This window comes from Mesorhizobium sp. M7A.F.Ca.CA.001.04.2.1 (genome assembly GCF_003998485.1).
Taxonomy (GTDB): domain Bacteria; phylum Pseudomonadota; class Alphaproteobacteria; order Rhizobiales; family Rhizobiaceae; genus Mesorhizobium; species Mesorhizobium ciceri.
Genome location: NZ_RZQT01000001.1, coordinates 34,105 through 50,195, shown reverse-complemented (window position 1 = coordinate 50,195; position 16,091 = coordinate 34,105). Strand labels below are relative to the sequence as shown.

General features: G+C 62.4%; 13 protein-coding genes, 1 tRNA gene and 1 riboswitch. Of the genes, 5 read left to right on the top strand and 9 right to left on the bottom strand.

Going from position 1 to position 16,091, the window contains the following annotated elements; all coding sequences use genetic code 11:
- Positions 1-16: 16 nt before the first annotated feature.
- Positions 17-409, bottom strand: a complete 393-nt coding sequence (gene apaG / locus EN955_RS00235; protein WP_013533640.1) for a Co2+/Mg2+ efflux protein ApaG — start codon at positions 407-409, stop codon at positions 17-19.
- 233 nt (positions 410-642) lie between these two features.
- On the opposite strand from apaG, the gene EN955_RS00230 reads away from it, so the two are divergent.
- Positions 643-1,794 (top strand): ceramide glucosyltransferase, encoded by a 1,152-nt coding sequence (locus tag EN955_RS00230; protein ID WP_024503160.1) that lies wholly within the window; start codon positions 643-645, stop codon positions 1,792-1,794.
- A 7-nt stretch (positions 1,795-1,801) separates the two neighbouring features.
- On the opposite strand, the gene EN955_RS00225 is transcribed toward EN955_RS00230, so the two are convergent.
- Positions 1,802-2,989, bottom strand: coding sequence for an O-succinylhomoserine sulfhydrylase (locus tag EN955_RS00225; protein WP_024503159.1), 1,188 nt, complete (start codon positions 2,987-2,989; stop codon positions 1,802-1,804).
- Positions 2,990-3,046: 57 nt separating this feature from the next.
- A riboswitch (SAM riboswitch) is annotated at positions 3,047-3,124 on the bottom strand.
- A 74-nt stretch (positions 3,125-3,198) separates the two neighbouring features.
- On the opposite strand from EN955_RS00225, the gene EN955_RS00220 reads away from it, so the two are divergent.
- The gene (locus EN955_RS00220) at positions 3,199-4,293 is read left to right on the top strand and encodes a 2'-deoxycytidine 5'-triphosphate deaminase (protein WP_024503158.1); all 1,095 of its coding nucleotides are present in this window, start codon (positions 3,199-3,201) and stop codon (positions 4,291-4,293) included.
- Positions 4,294-4,393: 100 nt separating this feature from the next.
- Positions 4,394-5,167, top strand: coding sequence for an ABC transporter substrate-binding protein (locus tag EN955_RS00215; protein ID WP_024503157.1), 774 nt, complete (start codon positions 4,394-4,396; stop codon positions 5,165-5,167).
- A 172-nt stretch (positions 5,168-5,339) separates the two neighbouring features.
- Here EN955_RS00215 and araD1 read toward each other — a convergent pair whose 3' ends face one another.
- From araD1 to chvE, 4 genes are all read right to left on the bottom strand, one after another.
- Complete coding sequence (gene araD1, locus EN955_RS00210; protein WP_013533635.1) at positions 5,340-6,332, bottom strand: AraD1 family protein; 993 nt, start codon at positions 6,330-6,332, stop codon at positions 5,340-5,342.
- A gap of 305 nt (positions 6,333-6,637) precedes the next feature.
- The gene (mmsB, locus tag EN955_RS00200) at positions 6,638-7,924 is read right to left on the bottom strand and encodes a multiple monosaccharide ABC transporter permease (protein WP_024503156.1); all 1,287 of its coding nucleotides are present in this window, start codon (positions 7,922-7,924) and stop codon (positions 6,638-6,640) included.
- Positions 7,921-9,453, bottom strand: coding sequence for a multiple monosaccharide ABC transporter ATP-binding protein (gene mmsA, locus EN955_RS00195; protein ID WP_024503155.1), 1,533 nt, complete (start codon positions 9,451-9,453; stop codon positions 7,921-7,923). The genes mmsB and mmsA overlap by 4 nt, the downstream gene beginning before the upstream one ends.
- Before the next feature lie 123 nt (positions 9,454-9,576).
- On the bottom strand, positions 9,577-10,647 hold the full coding sequence (chvE, locus tag EN955_RS00190) for a multiple monosaccharide ABC transporter substrate-binding protein (RefSeq protein WP_024503154.1): 1,071 nt from the start codon (positions 10,645-10,647) through the stop codon (positions 9,577-9,579).
- A 311-nt stretch (positions 10,648-10,958) separates the two neighbouring features.
- Between chvE and EN955_RS00185 the strand changes: the two genes are divergently transcribed.
- Together EN955_RS00185 and EN955_RS00180 are read left to right on the top strand one after the other, a co-directional pair.
- Positions 10,959-11,948 (top strand): LysR family transcriptional regulator, encoded by a 990-nt coding sequence (locus EN955_RS00185; RefSeq protein ID WP_013533631.1) that lies wholly within the window; start codon positions 10,959-10,961, stop codon positions 11,946-11,948.
- A gap of 130 nt (positions 11,949-12,078) precedes the next feature.
- On the top strand, positions 12,079-12,315 hold the full coding sequence (locus EN955_RS00180) for a hypothetical protein (RefSeq protein WP_024503153.1): 237 nt from the start codon (positions 12,079-12,081) through the stop codon (positions 12,313-12,315).
- A gap of 2 nt (positions 12,316-12,317) precedes the next feature.
- On the opposite strand, the gene EN955_RS00175 is transcribed toward EN955_RS00180, so the two are convergent.
- From EN955_RS00175 to EN955_RS00165, 3 genes are all read right to left on the bottom strand, one after another.
- Positions 12,318-12,391, bottom strand: a tRNA-Gly gene (locus EN955_RS00175).
- Between the two features lie 81 nt (positions 12,392-12,472).
- Positions 12,473-14,386 (bottom strand): acyltransferase family protein, encoded by a 1,914-nt coding sequence (locus tag EN955_RS00170; protein ID WP_024503152.1) that lies wholly within the window; start codon positions 14,384-14,386, stop codon positions 12,473-12,475.
- A 196-nt stretch (positions 14,387-14,582) separates the two neighbouring features.
- Entirely contained in the window at positions 14,583-16,064 is a 1,482-nt protein-coding gene (locus tag EN955_RS00165; protein WP_024503151.1) for a hypothetical protein, read from the bottom strand.
- Positions 16,065-16,091 lie beyond the last annotated feature (27 nt).

Below are 16,091 nucleotides of genomic sequence, written 5' to 3'. Positions count from 1 at the left end.
GGCCGGTGAGGCGAAATCAATTCACCGTCCGCCGCGTCCCCGGCAAGTCCAGCGAAAACGCCGGAATGGCGATGTCGAACGTCTCGCCCCGCTTGTTGCGCATCGTGTAATGCCCGACCATGATGCCGGACGGTGTCGAGAGCGGGCAACCGGATGTGTACTGGTAGCTGTCGCCGGGATTGAGTTCGGGCTGGTCGCCGACCACGCCGGGGCCGCGCACTTCCTCGACCCGGCCGGTGCCGTCGGTGATGTGCCAATAGCGCGACAGAAGCTGCACGAAATCGTCCGACTGATTGTCGATCGTTATCTGATAGCCCCAGACATAGCGGTTCTCAGAGGGATCCGAACGGTCCTCCAGATAGAACGGCCTGACCTGCACTTCGATGTTGCGCGTGACGGCGCTATACATAAGCGGCTCCAAAAAACGGTTCCAGCGGAACTTTCGGCGCTCCGTGCGGTTAGGTCAACCGATCGAAGCCTCCTCTGGCCGGCCTCGCGGGCAGGTGCCGACAAAGAATGTCATTTAAGTGACATATGACAATGATGGTGTGCGCGGACTGGTGACGCGCGACTCGGGCGCTCTGCTGAACTGTTGAAACCGGCCATCTTGCGGACCGGTTTTCCTGGAGTGACCGGATCTCGATGCAACTCACTCTCATAGCCGCCACGCTTTCAACCGTCCTCATCCTCTCGAATCTCGCCAGCATCGTGCTCGCCGCGTCGCGTCTGAGACGGCGTCGCACCATTGCGCCGCCGGCCGGCAAGCCGCGGCCGGTGTCGATCGTCGTGCCGTCGCGCGGCGTCGAGCCGTTCACGCAGGAGACGCTGGAGCGCGCCTTCTCGCTCGACTGGCCGCGCTATGAGCTGATTTTCTGCGTCGCCCATGCCGACGATCCGGTGGTCAAATTGATAAACAGGACGATCGTCCGGTTTCCGAAAGTGCCGGCCCGGCTGCTTGTCGGCGACGACCGCATCAGCGCCAATCCGAAACTCAACAATTGCGTCAAGGGCTGGGAAGCGGCGCGGCACGACTGGGTCGTCCTGGCCGATTCCAACGTGCTGATGCCGAGGGACTACATCCAGCACCTGATGGCTGCCTGGCGGCCCGGCACCGGCCTTGTCTGCTCGACGCCGATCGGCTCGCGGCCGGCCGGCTTCTGGGCCGAGGTCGAATGCGCTTTCCTCAACACGCTGCAGGCGCGCTGGCAGTATGCCGGCGAGGCGCTCGGCCTCGGCTTTGCCCAGGGCAAGAGCATGCTCTGGAACAAGCCGATGCTCGACGCCAATGGCGGCATCCGCGCGCTGGCCGCCGAGATCGCCGAGGATGCCGCTGCGACCAAGCTGGTGAACAGTCTCGGCCTGCGCGTCAATCTCGTCGCCGCCCCCTTCGAGCAGCCGCTTGGCCGGCGCTCGTTTGACGACATCTGGTCGCGTCAGGCCCGTTGGGCGCGCCTGCGCCGCGTCACTTTCCCGCTGTTCTTCGCACCCGAAATCCTGACCGGTGCCGTGGTGCCGCTGGTGCTTGCGCTGATTGCAGCGGCAAGCGCCGGCTTCAGCCTCTGGGCAACCGCCCTTGCCGTGCTGGCGGCCTTCTATCTTCCGGAGTGCGCCCTGGCCTGGTCCAAGGGCTGGTACCTGTCGCCACGCATGGTCGCCGCGATCATGGCGCGCGACCTGATCCTGCCGGCGATGTGGGGGCGCGGCTGGCTCGGCGGCGCCGTCGACTGGCGCGGCAATGCGATGACCATCGGCACCAAGACGGCCGAGCTGGAAGAGACGCCGTCCGGCGCCTGAAGGCCTCCTACCTGGCCTTCAGCGCCTGCGCGATGTCCTCGAGCAGATCGTCGGTATCCTCCAGGCCAACCGACAGCCTGAGCGTGCCCGGCCCGATGCCGAGCTCGGCGCGCGCCTCGTCGCTGAGGTTCTTGTGCGTCGTCGTCGCCGGGTGGGTGATCAGGCTCTTGGCGTCACCGAGATTGTTGGAGATCAGGACGATGTCGAGCGCGTTCTGCAAGGCGAAGGCCGCCTGCTTGCCGCCCTTGACGTCCAGGCAGATCAGCGTCGAGCCGCCCGACATCTGCTTCTTGACGATGTCGGCCTGCGGATGGTCGGCGCGGCCGGGATAGATGACGCGCGCGATTTCCGGCCGTTCGGCCAGAAAATCGGCGATCCGGCCGGCACTTTCCGTCTGCTGGTGTACGCGCAGCGGCAGCGTTTCCAGGCCCTTCAGCAGCGTCCAGGCGTTGAAAGGCGAAAGGCTTGGGCCGGTATGGCGGAAATAGTCGTGCAGGTTCTCGTCGATCCACTTCTTGTCCGACAGGATGACGCCGCCGAGACAGCGCCCCTGGCCGTCTATGTGCTTGGTCGCCGAATAGACGACGATATGGGCGCCGAGCTGCAAGGGCTTCTGCTGCAGGGGCGTGGCGAAGACATTGTCGACGATCAGCCTGGCGCCGATCGAATTGGCAAGCGAAGCGACAGCGGCGATATCGACCACTTCCAGCGTCGGATTGGTCGGGCTTTCCAGGAAGAACAGCTTGGTGTTCGGCTTGACCGCCTTTTCCCAGTTGGCGATGTCGGTGCCGTCGACCAGCGTCGCCTCGATGCCGTATCTCGGCGCCAGCGTCTCGACCACCCAGCGGCAGGAGCCGAACAGCGCGCGTGCCGCCACGATATGGTCGCCGGCCTTGGCGCTGCACAGAAGGGCGGCCGTTACCGCCGCCATGCCCGACGCGGTGGCGCGCGCGTCTTCCGCACCTTCCAGCGCGCACATGCGCTTCTCGAACATGTCGACGGTCGGATTGGCGTAGCGCGAATAGATGAAACCCGGCTCTTCGCCCTTGAAACGGGCTTCGGCGGCTTGCGCCGTTTCGTAGACATAGCCTTGGGTGAGATAGATCGCTTCTGACGTTTCGCCGAAACCGGAACGCAGCGTTCCGCTGTGCACGAGTGCCGTCTGAGGCTTCCAGTTGCGCTTCTTGGTGCTCATCGCTTTTCTTCCAGACACAAAAAAACCGGCCGCGAAAGTCGCAACCGGTCCATACGGCCTTGCGGCCCGACGGTCCTTTAGCGACTTGTTTAACGTGGCTGCAAGCCGACCGGCCAAATCACCACGGGATAACGACCCTTTAGACCCGCACCGCGCTTGCGTCAATTGCTGGCTTCATTAAGAGGTTTGTACCAAGCAGGAGTGGAGCCTTGCGGCAGACAGGCATTCTTCCCGACCAGGACATATCGGCGCTGTTCCAGTCCGGCGCGCTGAAGTCGGCGCGTGCGCTCGACACCGACCAGATCCAGCCGGCCAGCGTCGATCTCAGGCTCGGCGACAAGGCCTGGCGGGTGCGCGCCTCCTTCCTGCCCGGCCCCAATCACAAGGTCTCGGAAAAGCTCGACCGGCTGCAACTGCACGAGATCAATCTGGCCGAGGGCGCGGTGCTGGAGACCGGCTGCGTCTACATCGTGCCCCTGCTTGAAAGCCTGGCGCTGCCGGCGGACATTTCAGCCTCGGCCAATCCGAAGAGTTCGACCGGACGGCTCGACATCTTCACCCGCGTCATGACCGATCGCGGCCACGAGTTCGACAAGATCGCGGCCGGCTATCATGGCCCGCTCTTTCTGGAAGTCAGCCCGCGCACCTTCCCGATCGTCGTCCGCACCGGGTCGCGCCTGTCGCAGATCCGTTTCCGCACCGGCAATGCGCTGCTCTCCGAAGCCGAGTTGCACGACCTGCATCGCACGCAGATGCTGGTCGCCACCGAGCCGCCGAACATTTCCGGCGGCGGCATCGCGCTGTCGATCGACCTCAACGGCGATCAAAGCGGCTTGGTCGGCTATCGCGGCAAGCATCACACCGGCCTCGTCGATGTCGACAAGCGCGCGGCCCAGGAAGTCGTCGACTTCTGGGAACCGATCCACAAGAGCGGCGCCGGCGAACTGGTGCTCGACCCCGATGAATTCTACATCCTCGTCAGCCAGGAGGCGGTGCATGTGCCGCCGCTCTACGCCGCCGAGATGACGCCCTTCGATCCGCTGGTCGGCGAATTCCGCGTCCATTATGCCGGCTTCTTCGATCCGGGCTTCGGCCATTCCGCATCCGGCGGCACCGGCAGCCGGGCGGTGCTGGAAGTGCGCAGCCATGAAGTGCCGTTCATCCTCGACCACGGCCAGATCGTCGGCCGGCTGGTCTACGAGCATATGCTGAAGCGGCCGCAGGCGCTCTACGGCACCGATCTCGGCTCCAACTACCAGGCGCAGGGCCTGAAGCTGTCCAAGCATTTCCGCGCCGCGCGCTGACCCTCATTGCCCCAAGGCAAAATACTTGCCTGTACCGGCTCGCCATGCTTGGCTGCCTTGCCGCCCGTCAAGCTGGCGGCGTTCAAGGGGAACCAAGAAAATGCGATTTTCGAAATGGGTCATATCGGCGGCGGGCGCTGCCATGCTGGCAACACTGGCCGGCTCTCTGTCGGTGCAGGCAGCCGAAAAAATCAAGATCGGCACCGAGGGCGCCTATCCGCCGTTCAACACCATTACCGCCGACGGCAAGGTCGAAGGCTTCGACATCGACATCGCCAATGCGCTGTGCGCGCAGATGAAGGTCGAATGCGAGATCGTTACCCAGGACTGGGACGGCATCATTCCCGCTTTGCAGGCCAAGAAATTCGACGCCATCATCGCCTCGATGAGCATCACCGAGGAGCGCAAGAAGCAGGTCGCCTTCACCAACAAATATTATACGACACCGCTGGCTCTGGTGGCGCCGAAGGACACCGATCTCACCTCGACCGAACCGGCGGCCCTTGCCGGCAAGACGGTCGGTGCCCAGGCTTCGACCACGCAGGCCGACTATGCCCAGAATGAATATGGCAAGGCGGGCGCGGAGGCCAAACTCTATCCCACCCAGGAAGAGGCGATCACCGACCTGACCAACGGTCGTCTTGACGCCGTGATCTCGGACAAGTTCGTGCTGATGGACTGGCTGAAGAAAGCAAGCGACGGCTGCTGCAAGCTGGTCGGCGACGTCAAGGGCACCGAGACCCAGGCCGGCATCGCCGTGCGCCTGGACGACACGGCCCTGCGCGACAAGCTCAACGCGGCCATCGACGCGATCGTTGCCGACGGCACCTACAAGAAGATCCAGGCCAAGTATTTCGACTTCGATATTTATTGAGGCAGAGGCGCCTTTTTCCTTCTCCCCTTGTGGGAGAAGGTGTCGCCGGAGGCGACGGATGAGGGGTGTTCCAGGGAACGCCAACGTTTCACTCCGCTGGAACACCCCTCATCCGTCTCGGCGCTAACGCGCCGATCCACCTCCCACTTGGGGAGAAGGAAAAGGCGCGCTCTCAAAGCGCCTTCACAGCCACCTTCACCGGCTGCTCGATCTCGAGCGGGTTGCGTAGCGGCAGGCCGAAATCCCCGGCCTCGATCTCGAAGACATCGCCGGCCTCGGTCGTGATGCCGTCGGCGAAGGACAGCGTCGCCGTGCCGAACATGTGCACATGCACGTCACCCGGCTGGCGAAAAGCCGCGTATTTGAAATGATGATGTTCGAGATTGGCGATGGTGTGCGACATGTTCGCTTCGCCGGACAGGAACGGCTTTTCCCACAGCACCTCGCTGTCGCGCACGATGCGCGAGGTGCCGCGGATGTCGGACGGCAGGTCGCCGATCAGGATCTCCGGCCCGAACGAGGCGTTGCGCAGCTTGGAATGCGCGAGGAACAGATAGTTCACGCGCTCGGTGACGTGGTCGGAAAACTCGTTCGACAGCGTGAAGCCGACGCGGAAAGGTGCGCCGTCGTCGCCGATGACATAGATGCCGGCGACTTCGGGCTCTTCGCCGGCGTCCTTGGCAAAGGCCGGTGACAGGAGTGCGGCGCCTGGTGCCACCGCCATCGTGCCGTTGCCTTTGTAGAACCATTCCGGCTGCACGCCGATCTGGCCTTTCGCCGGCTTGCCGCCCTCCAGCCCCATGCGGAACATCTTCATGGAATCGGTGAGCTGCTCCTCGCCGTCGGCGCTCAGCTTCTTGTGCATGGAATCGCGCGTCGCGGCGGAGCCGAGATGCGTCAGCCCGGTGCCGGTCAGGTGCAGATGCGCCGGATCGGGGTGATTGATCGGCGACAGCAGCCGCCCCTTCTTGTAAGCGGCCTCGAGATCGACCGTCTCGCCAAGCCCCTTGCGTTCGATCAGCGCGACGAGGCCGACGCCGGTGCGGGCGGCCTCCATCGCCAGCGAATAGACGCTGCGGGCGCCATTGATGATCCGGGTCTTGCCGCCATTGCGGGCGACGACGCGGATGGTCTCGGCGTCGTCAAGGATCTGGGAGATCAGCATGATGAATCCTCTCTCATTTGCCTTGGCAGGGCTGCCAAAACGGCAAACCTTGCTCAGCGCGGCCGGGACCTCGTCCATGCCACGGTTTAAATTCTCAGTTCGGATTGCGCTCGCGGGCCTGGTCCCTCAGGGACTTCTGTTACCGGCGGGTTGCCGGCAGCGTCGCGATCGTATGCCTCCTGCTTTCCTCGACCAGAGCAGTTCACCGTTTCACGGAAACGGCGAACCGCTCTAACTCATTGTCTTGGCGCAATTCCGGGCGGAAAACCGTTTCACACTTTTCCTGGAATTGCTCTTAAGTCCGTTCAAGCCTTGTTCTTGTTGTAGACGTCGAAGATCACGGCGCCGAGCAGCACCAGGCCTTTGACCACCTGCTGCCAGTCGACATTGACGCCCATGATCGACATGCCGTTGTTCATCACGCCCATGATGAAGCCGCCGACCACCGCGCCGATGACCTGACCGACGCCGCCCATCGCCGAGGCGCCGCCGATGAAGACGGCGGCGATGACGTCGAGCTCGCTGCCGAGGCCCGCGGCCGGCACCGCCTGTCCCAGTCGCGCCGCGATGATCAGGCCGCCGAGCGCCGACAGCACGCCCATATTGATGAACACCATCAGCGTCAGCCGCTCGGTGTTGATGCCTGACAGCTGCGCGGCCTTGGCATTGCCGCCCATGGCGTAGATACGGCGGCCGATGGTCATGCGCTTGGTGACGAAGACGAACAGCGAGATCAGCACGCCCATGACGAGCAGCACGACCGGCAGGCCTCTGTAGCTGGCGAACTCATAGACCAGGAACAGCGCCAGGGCGCTGGCGACCAGCGTCTTGACGACGAACAGGGCAAAGGGCTCGGCCTCATAGCCATGGCGTTCGCGCTTGCGGCGCGTCCTCACCCCGAAATAGGCATAGGCCAGCACGGCGATCAGGCCCAGCACGATCGTCGTCATGTGCAGCGTCAGGCCGCTGCCCATGATGGTCTTGCCGGCCGCGTTCACTGTCGGCGGGATCAGCGTCAGCGGGCCGATGACATCCGGGATGAAGCCCGAACTGAGCATTTTGAAGTCGTCGGAAAGCGGACCGACCGAGGATCCGCCGCCCAGCAGCGCCTGGCAGATGCCGCGGAAGATCAGCATGCCGGCCAGTGTCACGATGAAGCTCGGTATTCTGTGATAGGCGATCCAGTAGCCTTGCGCCGCCCCGATCAGGCCGCCCACGACGAGGCAGATGATCGAAACCACCAGCGGATTGCTGAGCGGTCCAAGTTGCCAGATGACCATCATGTTTGCCGCCAGCGCGCCGATGAAACCGGCGACCGATCCGACGCTGAGGTCGATATAGCCGGAAACGATCACCAGCAGCATGCCCAGCGCCATCACGATGATGAACGAGTTCTGCTGCACCAGGTTGCTCAGGTTCACCGGCTTGAACAGCGTTCCCGACGTGGTGAACTGGAAGAACAGCATGATGACGATCAGCGCGATGATCAGGCCGTATTCGCGCAGGTTCGTCGCCAGCGCCGAGACGGCGATGCGTGGACGCTGCTCTTCGGCGACATTGCCGTGCGGGGCGGGGGCGCTTTCGGTGCTCATGCTGCTTTTCCTTCTCCACGAACGATGGCGCGCATTATTTTTTCCTGGCTTGCTTCCGCGGCGGGCATTTCGCCCACGATGCGCCCTTCGTTCATGACGTAGATGCGGTCGGTGATGCCGAGCAATTCCGGCATTTCCGACGAGATGACCACGATCGCCTTACCCTCCGAGGCAAGGCGCGCGATGATCGTGTAGATTTCGTACTTGGCGCCGACATCGATGCCGCGTGTCGGCTCGTCGAGGATCAGCACGTCCGGGTCGGCGAACAGCCATTTCGACAGCACCACCTTCTGCTGGTTGCCGCCGGAAAGATTGCCGGTCAACTGATAGACGCTGGAAGCGCGGATATTGGTCTTCTTGCGATAGTCGTTGGCAACGGCGAGCTCGCGCATGTCGTCGATCACGCTGTGGCGGGCCACGCCGCCGAGATTGGCCAGCGTGATGTTGTGCTTGATGTGGTCGATGAGGTTGAGCCCGTAGGTCTTGCGATCCTCGGTGACGTAGGCGATGCCGTGTTGGACCGCCTTGCTTACCGAGGACACATCGATCGGCTTGTCCTTGAGCAGCACCTCGCCTGTGATGCGGCGGCCGTAGGAGCGGCCGAACAGGCTCATGGCGAATTCGGTGCGGCCGGCGCCCATCAGCCCGGCAATGCCCACCACTTCGCCCTTGCGCACATTGATGTCGATACCCTTGATCACCTGCCGCTCGGCATGGAGCGGGTGATAGACCGACCAGTTCTTCACCTCGAACACGATCTCGCCGATATCAGGCTCGCGCGGCGGATAGCGGTCGTCGAGGGAACGACCGACCATCGAGGTGATGATGCGGTCTTCGGAGATGTCCTTCTTGGCCAGCGTCTCGATGGTGCGCCCGTCACGGATCACCGTCACCTTGTCGGCGACCCGGTTGATCTCGTTGAGCTTGTGCGAGATCAGGATCGAGGTCATGCCTTGCCGCTTGAATTCGAGCAGCAGGTCAAGCAGCGCCTGGCTGTCCTTTTCGCTGAGCGATGCCGTCGGCTCGTCGAGGATCAGGAGCTTGACCTCCTTGCTCAGCGCCTTGGCGATCTCGACCAGCTGCTGCTTGCCAACGCCGATATTGGTGATCAGCGTCTTGGGGTCCTCTTTGAGGCCCACCTTCTTCAACAGCGCACTGGTGCGCTCCTCGTTGGCGTCCCAGTCGATGACGCCGAATTTCGCGTGCTCGTTGCCGAGGAAGATGTTTTCGGCGATCGACAGCATCGGCACCAGCGCTAGCTCCTGGTGGATGATGACGATACCCTTGTGTTCGCTGTCCTGGATGCCCTTGAACTGGCATTCCTGGCCTTGGAAGATGATCTGGCCGTCATAGGTGCCGGAGGGATAGACGCCCGACAGCACCTTCATCAGCGTCGACTTGCCGGCGCCGTTTTCGCCGACCACGGCGTGGATCTCGCCTTCCTCGACGCTGAGGTTGACGTTCGACAGCGCCTTCACGCCGGGAAACGTCTTGGTGATGTCGCGCATCTCCAAAATCGTCGGGGCCATGGGGACTACCGCTCCTTGAGAGCTCGGCAAACATTGCCGGCGAGGTCGGTGACAATACCGGGCTCGCTGGTGAACGAAAAGGGGCCCTGCGTTGCGCAGGACCCCCTGACTTTGTAACCGGGATTACTTCAGTTCGTCGGCCTTGATGTAGCCGGAGTCGACGACCAGCGCCTGGTAGTTCGACTTGTCGACTTCATGCGGCGTCAACAGGATCGAGGGAACGACCTTGACGTCGTTGTTGTAGGTCTTTTCATCGAGGCCGTCCGGCTTGCCGCCCGAGAGCACCTTGTCGACGAGCTGGACGGTGGCCTTGGCCAGTTCGCGGGTGTCCTTGAACACGGTCGAGTACTGCTCGCCCGAGATGATCAGCTTGACCGAAGCGGTCTCGGCGTCCTGACCGGTCACGATTGGCCAAGGCTGAGCCTCGGTGCCGTAGCCGACGGCGCGCAGCGAGGCGGTGATGCCGCGCGACAGGCCGTCATAGGGCGAAAGAACGCCATCGACGCGGCTGCCATCCGAATAGTTGGCCGACAGCAGATTGTCCATGCGTGCCTGGGCGGTGGCGGCGAGCCAACGCAGCGTGCCGACCTTGTCCATGCCGGTCTGGCCGGACTTGATCTTGATCGAGCCGTCGTCGATCAGCGGCTGCAGGACGGAAATGGCGCCATTGTAGAAGAAGAAGGCGTTGTTGTCGTCGGGCGAGCCGCCGAACAGTTCGACGTTCCACGGCTTGGTGTTCGGGAAGCGTTCCTTGAGGCCCTTGACCAGCGAATTCGCCTGGATCACGCCGACGCCGAAATTGTCGAAGGTGGTGTAGTAGTCGACATTGGCGGTCTTCTTGATCAGGCGGTCATAGGCGACGACGACGACGCCCGCGTCAGCGGCCTTCTGCAGAGCATCCGACAGGGTGGTGCCGTCGATCGAAGCGATGATCAGCGCCTTCGGGCCTTTGGTGATTTCGTTTTCCAGCTGGCTGAGCTGGTTGGGGATGTCGTCCTGTGCGTATTGCAGGTCGACGGTGTAGCCGAGAGCCTCGAGCTGGGACTTGACGGCATCGCCGTCATTGATCCAGCGCTGCGAGGTCTTGGTCGGCATCAGCACGCCGACGAGACCCTTGTCGGCTGCGTGCGCCGAGTAGGTCATGGCAGCGATGCCAAGGGCCGCGACGGCGGCCAGTGTCTTGATGATTTTCACTTTAACTCTCCCTGTTTGATGGACGCGGCACCCCGGGGGTCGCGGGCCGCGCAATCGTGCAGAAGCGCCAAGGCACCGCTGCCGTCATATCGATCTCCGGTATCCTCCCATGGCCCCGAGACGCTGATTCAATCGATACGATTTTTCTCGTCGGCGACCGTCACGTCTTGGAACGCGCGGAGGGTGTGGGTCTTTGCCATAACTGTCAAATGCGATCTTTGATGGTTGCTATATCATGGTTGGTATATGTATTGCGACGTGACGGGCTGACCCCGATGTCGGTCGTACACGAGCAGAAGGCAGGGAAAGCGATGGCGCGGCCAGCGAATCCGACAACAGCTTCAGACGGTTACAGAGAAGCACCGGGCGATGGCGAAACCCTGCTGCGCAGCGGTCTCAGTCTGCGTCATATGCGCATGATCGTCGCGCTCGACGACCATGGCCGCGTCAGCGCGGCAGCCCAGGTTCTGAACATTTCGCAGCCGGCGGCCTCGCGCATGATCGCGGAGATGGAGGCGGTGCTGGAGGTCAGGCTGTGCGAGAGGCTGCCGCGCGGCATCACCTTGACGCCATACGGCAAGGCTTTGGCCAGGCGCGCGCGCTCGATCCTGCTGGAGATGCGCGAGGTCGACCGCGAGATTTCCGAGCTCAAGGCGGGCAAGGGTGGTTCGGTTTTCCTGGGTGCCGTGACCGCGCCGGCAATCGAGCTGGCGGTGCCGGCAATTCGTGAAATCCGCCGCATCTATCCGCGCATCGAGATCACCATGCAGGTCGAGACCTCCAATGTGCTGGCACGCGAGCTGATCGCCACGCGCCATGACTTCATCATCGCGCGCATCCCGGACGATCTCAATCCGCGGCTGTTCGAGTCGCGCGTCATCGGCGTCGAGAAGGCCTGCCTGATCGTGCGCCGTGGCCACCCGCTCACCAGGGGCAGCGTGGTGCGGCTGGAAGACACCGCCGCCTATGACTGGGTCTTCCAGTCTGGCGGCTCGCCCTTGCGCCAGGCCATGGAGAGCAACTTCCTCAACCGCAACATCGCTTTGCCGGACCGTATCCTGAACACCAGTTCGCTGCTCCTGACCCTGGTCATGGTCGCGCAATCCGATGCCATCGCACCGGTCTCTGTCCAGGTGGCGAAATTCATCCAGAACCCTGACGGGCTGGCCGGCGCCATCGACGTCGTCCAGACCGAATTCGACATCGAGGTCAGGCCCTACAGCCTGATCACGGTGAGGAATCGCGCGCTGTCGCCGGCCGCCAAGATGCTGCACGACTTCATTCTGAGGGAAGTGGGATGATGGCTGGATCAGGTAAGCTTCTCCGGCGAAAGCGCCGCCAGGCCGAGGCCAGCGAAAGCGCACTGGGAACATTATTTCCCGCCGATGCGTTCATGATCTTGCAAGGGACGATTTCTTCTGGAGGCTGAACATGCGCAGCTTCGAAATCATCGACCTGCTTTGCGTGATCGAGGCCTGCAAGCACGATCGATCGGTCGGCAATTTCGTGTCCATGGCTGAAGGCGTGGAAGAATTGCGGGTGTTGACCGGCGATTTCGTTTCATCGGATGACGCGGCGGCAAACGCCCTCGCAACGGTGGCGCTGGCGAGAGGCTGCTCGGTTGTGTTCGACGAACAGGCAGGCGCTGAAATGGTTCTGACGCCTTAGGCTGGAGCGGGTAGAGGGAATCGAACCCTCGCGTTCAGCTTGGGAAGCTGACAAGCTACCATTACATCATACCCGCGTTTGGCCTCGTTACCATGAGGGTTGGCCTTCGGGCAATCGCAAAGCGGTCCGTTTCGGCACGACGCCGTCGTGCTGCGGATCAGGGCGCGCCTGCGGCCGTGAATTGCCGGTTTGCCTTCGCGACCTTGTCGCTGGTGGCGAAACTTGGCCAGTATTTCGAGATGGCCAGCGTCGCGCCGGCGGAAGAGAAGTGGCCATAGTCGAAGTAGAGAAATTCATTGGTCTTGGCGTCGGCGTATGAACAACCGGCCGAGTCGCACAGATACGTCAGCGGATCTATGAAATCAGCCCCTTTGGTGAACGGCAGAACCCGTGCGTTGATGCCCGGATCCATAGCCATAGGCCAGGATGTGGTTGCGGCATGCTCCCGCTTCACGAAAAAAGCGATCTTCTGGACGTCGGCGATGAATTCCGGAGACTGGCCGACTGTATAGATCTTGACCCCCATCTCGCGAAGCCGGTCGATCGTCTTCTGCAGGCCGTCGAAGCCCCTGGCCTGGTAGTCGGTCCATCGGCCGCTCAGGATCACCGCCTGGATGTTTGCGTCGCGAATGATCGACAAGGCCCGTTCGTTGAAGCGGGTGCAGGCGGGCCGAGCATAGGAAAAATAGGTCAGGTCGGGCGGACAGCCGGCATAGGTGTATTGGATGACATTGGCCTGGATTTTCTGGGCGTTGGGCTCAAGTCCCGATACATAATGGGCAGCGAAAGAATCGCCCCACAGCAGCACATTGGTGGCAAAGCCCGTTGTACGGGTGCAGTCGGCGAGATTCCAGTCTTCGATGCGGGTCCCGTTTTCGTTGAAGCAGATGCCGTTGCGCCAGTCGCCGACCCGGATACGTTCGGTCGAGAAGTCCGGGAACCGTTGCGGGAAACCGTTGCCCAGTGCACCGGCCAAACCACCGGCGCACAGCAGCGCGATGGCCGTCGCCGAAAAGGCGAAGATAGGCAGCGGTGCGGTATAGGCTCGTTTCTGGCGGAAGGGCTGCTCGATATATTTCCAGGAGAATGCCGCCAGGGCGAAACTGGCCACCGTCATCGCGACAATCGTTGGCACACCGACGGTCTTCAGCGAGAGATAATGGACGAACGAGTTGATCGGCCAGTGGACGAGGTAAAGCGAATAGGAAATGAGGCCGACCCAGACCAGCGGCGCCAACCGAAGCACGCGAGTGGCGACAGGTGCCGGCCTGTCGGCGTTATCCTGGCCAGCATAGATCAGCAGTGCTGTTCCGATGCAGGGGAATAGGGCATTGTAGCCGGGAAACGGATCGCTGTCCGAAATCATCACAAAGCCAAACGCAATCAGGGCAAAGCCGGCGAGGCCGATCAGTTCCACCGCCAGCCGACCGGCTGGGACCGGAGGCTTCCGCAACATCAGCATGGCGCCCAGCGCCAGCTCCCATATGCGCGTCGGCAAGAGATAGAAGCCTGCCGTCGGTGCCAGCGAGGTTGCTATGACTGCCAGGGCAAAGCTGCCGACGGCCATCGGCAGAAGTACCGTCAGCCAGCGCTTCGAGACGTATCGGTGGATCAGATAAAGCAGGATCGGCGCGAAGATATAATACTGCTCTTCCACCGAAAGCGACCATGTGTGCAGGAGCGGCCGCAGTTCTGCGTCGATTGAGAAATAGTTCGTCGTTTTCCAGAAATAGATATTCGACCAGAAGGTCGAGGCGGCGATCACGCTAAGGCTGAATTCGTGGAGATCCGAAGGCAGAAGGATGAACCAGGCGGCAATGCTCGCGAGCAGGATGACGAAGGTCAGCGCCGGCAGGATACGCCGGGCGCGGCGCCAGTAGAAGCGGCCGATCGAGAACTGGCCCCGCTCAAGATCATCGAGCAGGCTGCCGCTGATCAGATAGCCCGATATGACGAAGAAGATGTCGACACCGGTGAAGCCGCCGGGAATGGCGGACACGCCGAAATGGAAGAGCACGACGGGCAGCACCGCAACGGCCCGCAGGCCGTCGATGTCGCGCCGGTAGTTCATCCGGCCGGCTCGCGCGCGACCAACATGATCCGTGCGGCCGCACCCGACACGCTCATGCGGCGATGCCTTCGGTCGTGCTGAAAATCCCGGCTCGTCGGTCTCACAGGCTTACCCTCAGGCAGCAATTTTGCTGCGCTGCAACATGGGTGTCAAGGCATATATTGGCTGTCGCGAAATCCGCCAGGAACGCACAGGATCAGGCGCCGGGCAGATAGATTACCGCGTAATCGTCCGAGTAGGCCCGTTTCCAGCCCAACTGGTCGAAGAAGGGAATGCGGCTGTCGTCGGCCGACAGCAGCGCCCAATCTATTGCGTATTTCTTCAGGCGGGCTTCGAGGAGCGGCTTGCCGTCGCCGCGTCCGGTGTCGTTGTCGCTCTTTGTGAAACCGCCCAGGAACAGCTGGTCCGTCCGTCCGTCGATATAGGTCTTGAACCCATGGAAAATCAGCGTGCCGCCGAAATTGTAGGAATTCAGCAAATTGCCGGATAGATGATGGCTTTGCGCGAATGCCAGCGCCCCACTGGCCGACGTCTTCGGGCTCGGCGCAACCTGATAGGTGCTGCCGAGCACGGCGACCCCGCCGATCAGCAGAACGGCTGCCGTGCCGCAGATGGCGTAGAACCGCCTGGCGAAGAATCTTTCCAGTCCGTCGCGCTTTTCGGCCAGCCATGCGGTGGCTGAAAGCGAGGGATATTGCTGTGCGACCTCGGCCGCCATCACCAGCGGAATCAGCAGGAAGAACAGATACATGAAGCGCACATGGGCGAGATAGACATGCAAGGTGAAGACGACGAACAAGGCCTTGGCCCAGCCAATTCGCAATCGGGACACCGGCAACCCGAAAAGCGCCAGCAGCATCGCCGCTTCCTGGACGGGACTGTCCGGCGGATTGAACGGTTTCCATTCCATGATCAGCGACACTGCCTCATTGCCGTAAGCCACGGCGAGCGTCGCCAGGATGGCCTGGACGCCGTAGGGGTGGATCAGGCTGACCAGCGGGCAAAGCAGGCCGAACGCGATCCACTTCGCCAGCAGGGCCGGTTTTGACAGGCCCGAGCGCGCCAGCAGATCGAGACCGGCGAAAGCCGCGATGACGAAGCTCAAGGTGAAGGTGGCGTGCAGGTTCGCCCATAACACGACCAGCACAAGCAGCCACCAGGGCGGCGCCCGTTCTTCCCTCGCCGCACCGAAGAGGACCGCCGTCCAGATGACGATGATCGGGAAGGTGAAGACATGCGGACGCGCCGTGAAGATCGGGTTGATCAGGAACACCGCCGCGAAGGCCAGTGTAATCGCCAGGATCGGTTTCAGCCATGCGCTGAGAAACCACCCCATGAGGAAAACCGTCAGGGAGATCGAGGCGATGATCGCGGTGACGACCCCGTTCCAGCCGCCCGCCCGGTAGGCAAGAGCCAGCAGGACCTGTCCCAGCCATTCCTTGGCAATCCAGGGCTGGCCTGCAAACGTGTAGGAATAGGGATCGACGGTCGGAAATGTCCGGTTAGTCAGGAAATCCAGACCGACCTTCACTTGCCACCAGCTGTCGGGATCCTGCAGGGTGGCGCCTGCCTGGGCACCCAACGCACCCGCCATCGCCAAGGCCGCGAGCAGGCAGAAGATCAGCCTGTTCCGCTCGTTGTATGTCGCGGCCTCCGCACTGGCCTGAGCGTCGTTCATGGTGCGCCGCCTCTAATCGGTTCCGGT

What these genes read in the sequence shown, in the direction of transcription:
- mmsB (WP_024503156.1), bottom strand. Translation starts at nt 7,924, where the DNA reads ATGAGCACCGAAAGCGCCCCCGCCCCGCACGGCAATGTCGCCGAAGAG.
- EN955_RS00185 (WP_013533631.1), top strand. Translation starts at nt 10,959, where the DNA reads ATGGCGCGGCCAGCGAATCCGACAACAGCTTCAGACGGTTACAGAGAA.
- EN955_RS00165 (WP_024503151.1), bottom strand. Translation starts at nt 16,064, where the DNA reads ATGAACGACGCTCAGGCCAGTGCGGAGGCCGCGACATACAACGAGCGG.
- EN955_RS00215 (WP_024503157.1), top strand. Translation starts at nt 4,394, where the DNA reads ATGCGATTTTCGAAATGGGTCATATCGGCGGCGGGCGCTGCCATGCTG.
- EN955_RS00230 (WP_024503160.1), top strand. Translation starts at nt 643, where the DNA reads ATGCAACTCACTCTCATAGCCGCCACGCTTTCAACCGTCCTCATCCTC.
- mmsA (WP_024503155.1), bottom strand. Translation starts at nt 9,453, where the DNA reads ATGGCCCCGACGATTTTGGAGATGCGCGACATCACCAAGACGTTTCCC.
- EN955_RS00225 (WP_024503159.1), bottom strand. Translation starts at nt 2,989, where the DNA reads ATGAGCACCAAGAAGCGCAACTGGAAGCCTCAGACGGCACTCGTGCAC.
- EN955_RS00180 (WP_024503153.1), top strand. Translation starts at nt 12,079, where the DNA reads ATGCGCAGCTTCGAAATCATCGACCTGCTTTGCGTGATCGAGGCCTGC.
- EN955_RS00170 (WP_024503152.1), bottom strand. Translation starts at nt 14,386, where the DNA reads ATGAACTACCGGCGCGACATCGACGGCCTGCGGGCCGTTGCGGTGCTG.
- apaG (WP_013533640.1), bottom strand. Translation starts at nt 409, where the DNA reads ATGTATAGCGCCGTCACGCGCAACATCGAAGTGCAGGTCAGGCCGTTC.
- araD1 (WP_013533635.1), bottom strand. Translation starts at nt 6,332, where the DNA reads ATGCTGATCTCCCAGATCCTTGACGACGCCGAGACCATCCGCGTCGTC.